The sequence below is a fragment of the uncultured Cyclobacterium sp. genome, from assembly GCF_963976465.1.
Taxonomy (GTDB): Bacteria; Bacteroidota; Bacteroidia; order Cytophagales; family Cyclobacteriaceae; genus Cyclobacterium.
Window position 1 is genome coordinate 1 of sequence record NZ_CAXBOC010000474.1, and the last position, 4,290, is coordinate 4,290.

Consider the following 4,290-nt stretch of genomic DNA (forward strand, 5'->3'; position numbering starts at 1 on the left):
CTAAGTTTCCTGACACCATGAAGACCTTCTGCCAAGATCAATGGGGTTCCCGCTTCCAACCAATCCACTCCTGCACGCATGGCTAGAGCAGCTGTTTCTAAAGCTTCGTCAATATTGGTTAGGTCTAAACTAATTTGAACAATTGGTTTCATTAATTAATGGTTATTTTAATAGAAAATAAATTTATTTAACAGTCTATTGATTGAAAATCATCCATATTATAGGAATTGAAGTACGTAGCAATCTGATATTTCATTTAATAGGATTACCATTCATCTAAATGGGCTAAAATAAAAAAAATGATTGGCCTTTAACTTTAAACCGATCAAAATTCTATCCCTACTTTAAGGCTTCATGAGTTTATTTCAACTCACATTAAAATTTATTTGTGAAATCCATATGAAAACTTCGCGACTATAATTCTTTATTTTATGCCGATTACGATTTTTTTATTCAGTTTCAATTTAATTATTTAATTTTGATCAAAGCTGCTATTTTCAATAGAATTACCTCAATTTATCATGAATGGGCTATTCTTTAATTTAAAGGTTTAACAATTACATTTCTTACCATAAATTTATTTTAATAATGCAGGAAAAGTGGGTTTTCAAAAGTGAAAGTATAAAAAATGCAAACAATATAAATACTGCGCTTTCTTGTGTTTTCAATGAGAAGAAGAATGAGCTTGAGATTTTTTTAAGTCTTTATACCAAGTTGGAGGGTGCATTGGCTGAAAACATCCAATTGGTAGATCCAATAGTTACTCCGGAACAAAACACTGGATCCTTATTTTTAAGCTTTAACAAGATTTTTTATAACGCCTGTCTAAATATTAATGAAACTGACCTCGATAAAATTAAATTAACCTATGAATTTAAACCTGAAAATGGTCATTTGGTATTGGTCGGTCCTGATATACCTGAGAGAGAAGTTGAAGATTTATAAAATTACCCATGAAAGAGTATGACATTGCCATCGTTGGCACCGGTCCATCAGGTGCCATGGCCGCTTTCCATGCGGCAAAAAATGGAAAAAAAGTAATTTTAATTGAAAAAGAGAAACTTCCTCGATACAAAACTTGTGGGGGAGGTTTGGTTCATAGAGGCCGAATTCGTCTACCCTTTTCCATCGATGCAGTCATTGAAAAAGAATTTTTTGAATTGGAAGTATTTTTTGAAAAAAGTCCTCATTCTTTTAAAGCAAAAAGAGATGAACCCATCATTTCCATGGTCATGAGAGATTCATTCGATCAATTTCTGGTCAATAAGGCATTGGAAAAAGGGGCTCAAATCCTAGCGCAAACCAGCATGGTAGGCTTGACAAAAGAAGTTGATGGGTTGCATATAAAAACCTCCGGTGAGGATATTAAATGCCAATACCTAATCGGAGCTGATGGAGCCTTAAGCCAAACTGCCAAATTGGGAGGCTGGAAAGAGAGCCGCAAGCTAATTCCTGCATTGGAATATGAAGTAAAGGTACCTGAAGAGGATTACAACCGATTATCTAAAAATGTACGCTTTGATGTGGATGCCGTCCCTGATGGCTATGCTTGGTGTTTTCCCAAAAATGGACACCTTTCATTGGGAGTTTGCACGCTAAAAAAACAAAAGATTGATTTAAAAAAATACTATAAAGATTATTTAAAAAAAATAGAAATAAATGAAATATTAGAATCAGAAGCACATGGATTTCAAATACCTGTAGGCCAAAGAAAGGATGCTTTTTCAAAGGGTAGAATTTTTCTTTCCGGGGATGCGGCAGGTTTTGCTGACCCCCTTACTGCCGAAGGTATATCAAATGCTATTTTATCAGGAGAACTGGCAGCCAAAGCCATTGTAGAAAATTTTGAGAATGAAAAGGATGCCAATGAGGCCTACCAGCAATTGCTCGATCAACATATTCTAACTGAACTGGGCAATTCTTCTATTATTGCATTTATCTGTTATGCCCAACCTGCCATTAGGAATATACTCCTTAGCAAGTACGGACAAAAAGGCTGTGAAATCTTAACAGATATCTTTATGGGCAAAAAAGCCTTTCCGGATGACCTCAAGAATAAAATAAAAAGCCGCGTTCCTTTACTGAAATTCATCTAACAGCAAGGGAGCACGGCCTCAATTTTAGATTTTGGTGAAACTTATTTTAAAGGAATCCGGAGCACATAACTATCGGCCGTTACAAATAAAAAGTTCTCCTTTTTATTCAGAGCAACGTTGGATACTAGTTCTGAAAACTTAAGCCTGCCTAATAAAACCCCCTCAGGTCCAAAGAACCAAATTCCACCGGGTCCTGTTGCGATGACTGTCCCATCTTTCATGATTTTTAGTCCATCCGGTAGACCTGCTTCATTTTTGGCTATTTCACTTGCATCATAGAAAATTCTTCCTTCTTTCAGCCCTTTATTTTCATCCAAAATATAGAAGTACCAAATGGGTTTTTCCGGATCAGAATTGGCTATTATAAGCCGTTTTTCATCTGGAAAAAAAGCTATACCATTGGGTCTGGTAATACTATCCAATAGCAGTCGCAAATCACCCTCCTTATTCAACTTATAAACACCTTGAAAATCGATGGCTTTCTTAGGGTCATCCATACGATACTCCAAACCATAAGGAGGATCAGTAAAATATAAATTCCCTTTAGTATCGAAAACTGCATCATTGGGACTATTGAAAGGTTTTCCTTTAAATTCTGAAACGATATCTTCATAATCAGGGGCAGGAGCATCTAATGTAGCGAGCATCCTTGCCAATCTCCTGTCTCCATGTTGACACAATACCAGCATTCCATTGGGATCCAAAAGTAGGCCATTGGAACCTACCTCCCCTCCTCTTTTTTCATTGGAGGTTAATCCTGCAGGATGCAAATAGACATTTGGAGCACTGCCTTCTTTCCAGAAATGCACTTTATTGGCAGGGATTTCTGAAAACAATAACATTTCCTCCTCTTCAATCCACAAGGGGCCTTCAGTCCATGCATAACCACTTCCTAAAATTTCCGCTTGTGTTCCCTCTTCTATAATTGAATATAGTTTATCTCCCTCAGAAATTATTGTAAATGGCATCAATGCTTTCTTTTGCACTTCATGCTTATTATTACCTCCACAGGAATACAGCATTCCTCCTAAAAGCAAAATCAAGCTATAAATCGAGGAAGTTTTCATACGGTCAATCAATCACAGAAAATTTATAAATACATGCATGTGAATAAGTCTCTTCCGGTCTTAGGGTAACAGAGGGAAAAGAAGGCTGATTTGGAGAATCCGGATAATGCTGTGTTTCCAAACAAATGGCTCCTTGCTTACCATAATCTTTACCGGCTTTTGAAGGCCCTCCGCCAGTCATAAAATTCCCAGTATATACCTGTACTCCAGGTTGATCGGTATAAACTTCCATCTTACGACCATTTTCGGGAACCCAAACTGAAGCAATTTTAATGGTTTCTTTGTTCTCTTCCTCACGATTAACCACCCAATTGTGGTCATATCCTCCTCCCTTTTTAAGCTGCTCATTGTCTGCATCGATGCGCTCTCCTACCAGATGTGGTTCACTAAAATCAAACGGAGTTCCTTCAACAGGCCTGATTTCTCCAAGCGGTATCAAATTATCGTCCACAGGAGTAAAATTATCGGCATTCAACTGTAACATATGGTTTCTTACACTCCCTTCACCATGTCCATTAAGATTAAAAAAGGAGTGATGGGTTAAGTTTACTATTGTAGGCTTATCAGTAGTGGCCTTATAGGTGATTTTAAACTCATTTTCATCTGTCAGGTAATAATTCATAAAAACTGTTAATTCACCCGGAAATCCTGCTTCTCCATCCGGCGAAACGTACTTCATTTCTAATTTTTGATCCGTAGCTTCCAGTACCTCCCAAACCACCTTATGGTAACCTTCCGGAGCTCCGTGTAGATTGTTTGGACCATTATTGGCCTCCAGGTTATAAGTTTTACCGTCTAGTGTAAATTGAGCTTCGGCGATGCGGTTGCCATATCTACCAATGGGGGCGCCATAATATCCACCGGGATTATTGCGGTATTCATCGAGATTATCATACCCCAAAACAACATCCTCAAAATTCCCGTTTTTATCCGGAGCGAACAATTCTACCACTCTTGCGCCAAAATTGGTTACGGTCATTTCCATACCATTTTTATTGGTAAGGTGATACAATTTTACTTCTTTTCCGTCTATTGTTTTTTCAAATGCTGAATCTTCCATTGCTGTTAAATATTTCGGTTCTGTTATTTGTTTATCTTCAGCCTGTTCCTTTGTGTTGTTTTCACAG

General features: G+C 37.4%; 5 protein-coding genes. 2 read left to right on the plus strand and 3 right to left on the minus strand.

The genetic code is table 11. The features are described from left to right. On the minus strand, positions 1–152 hold a 152-nt coding region (locus tag AAC037_RS20535; protein WP_339905252.1), incomplete at its 3' end, for an orotidine 5'-phosphate decarboxylase / HUMPS family protein. A 436-nt stretch (positions 153–588) separates the two neighbouring features. On the opposite strand from AAC037_RS20535, the gene AAC037_RS20540 reads away from it, so the two are divergent. Continuing rightward, positions 589–945 (plus strand): hypothetical protein, encoded by a 357-nt coding sequence (locus AAC037_RS20540; RefSeq protein WP_339905245.1) that lies wholly within the window; start codon positions 589–591, stop codon positions 943–945. Positions 946–953: 8 nt separating this feature from the next. Then, positions 954–2,096 carry a geranylgeranyl reductase family protein gene (locus tag AAC037_RS20545; protein ID WP_339905247.1) on the plus strand — a complete coding sequence of 381 codons (1,143 nt, stop codon included), beginning with the start codon at positions 954–956 and terminating at the stop codon, positions 2,094–2,096. Between the two features lie 41 nt (positions 2,097–2,137). On the opposite strand, the gene AAC037_RS20550 is transcribed toward AAC037_RS20545, so the two are convergent. Together AAC037_RS20550 and AAC037_RS20555 are read right to left on the minus strand one after the other, a co-directional pair. Then, on the minus strand, positions 2,138–3,163 hold the full coding sequence (locus AAC037_RS20550) for an SMP-30/gluconolactonase/LRE family protein (protein ID WP_339905249.1): 1,026 nt from the start codon (positions 3,161–3,163) through the stop codon (positions 2,138–2,140). Between the two features lie 4 nt (positions 3,164–3,167). Then, a partial coding sequence (locus AAC037_RS20555) for an aldose epimerase family protein (protein ID WP_339905251.1) occupies positions 3,168–4,290 on the minus strand: 1,123 nt, incomplete at its 5' end.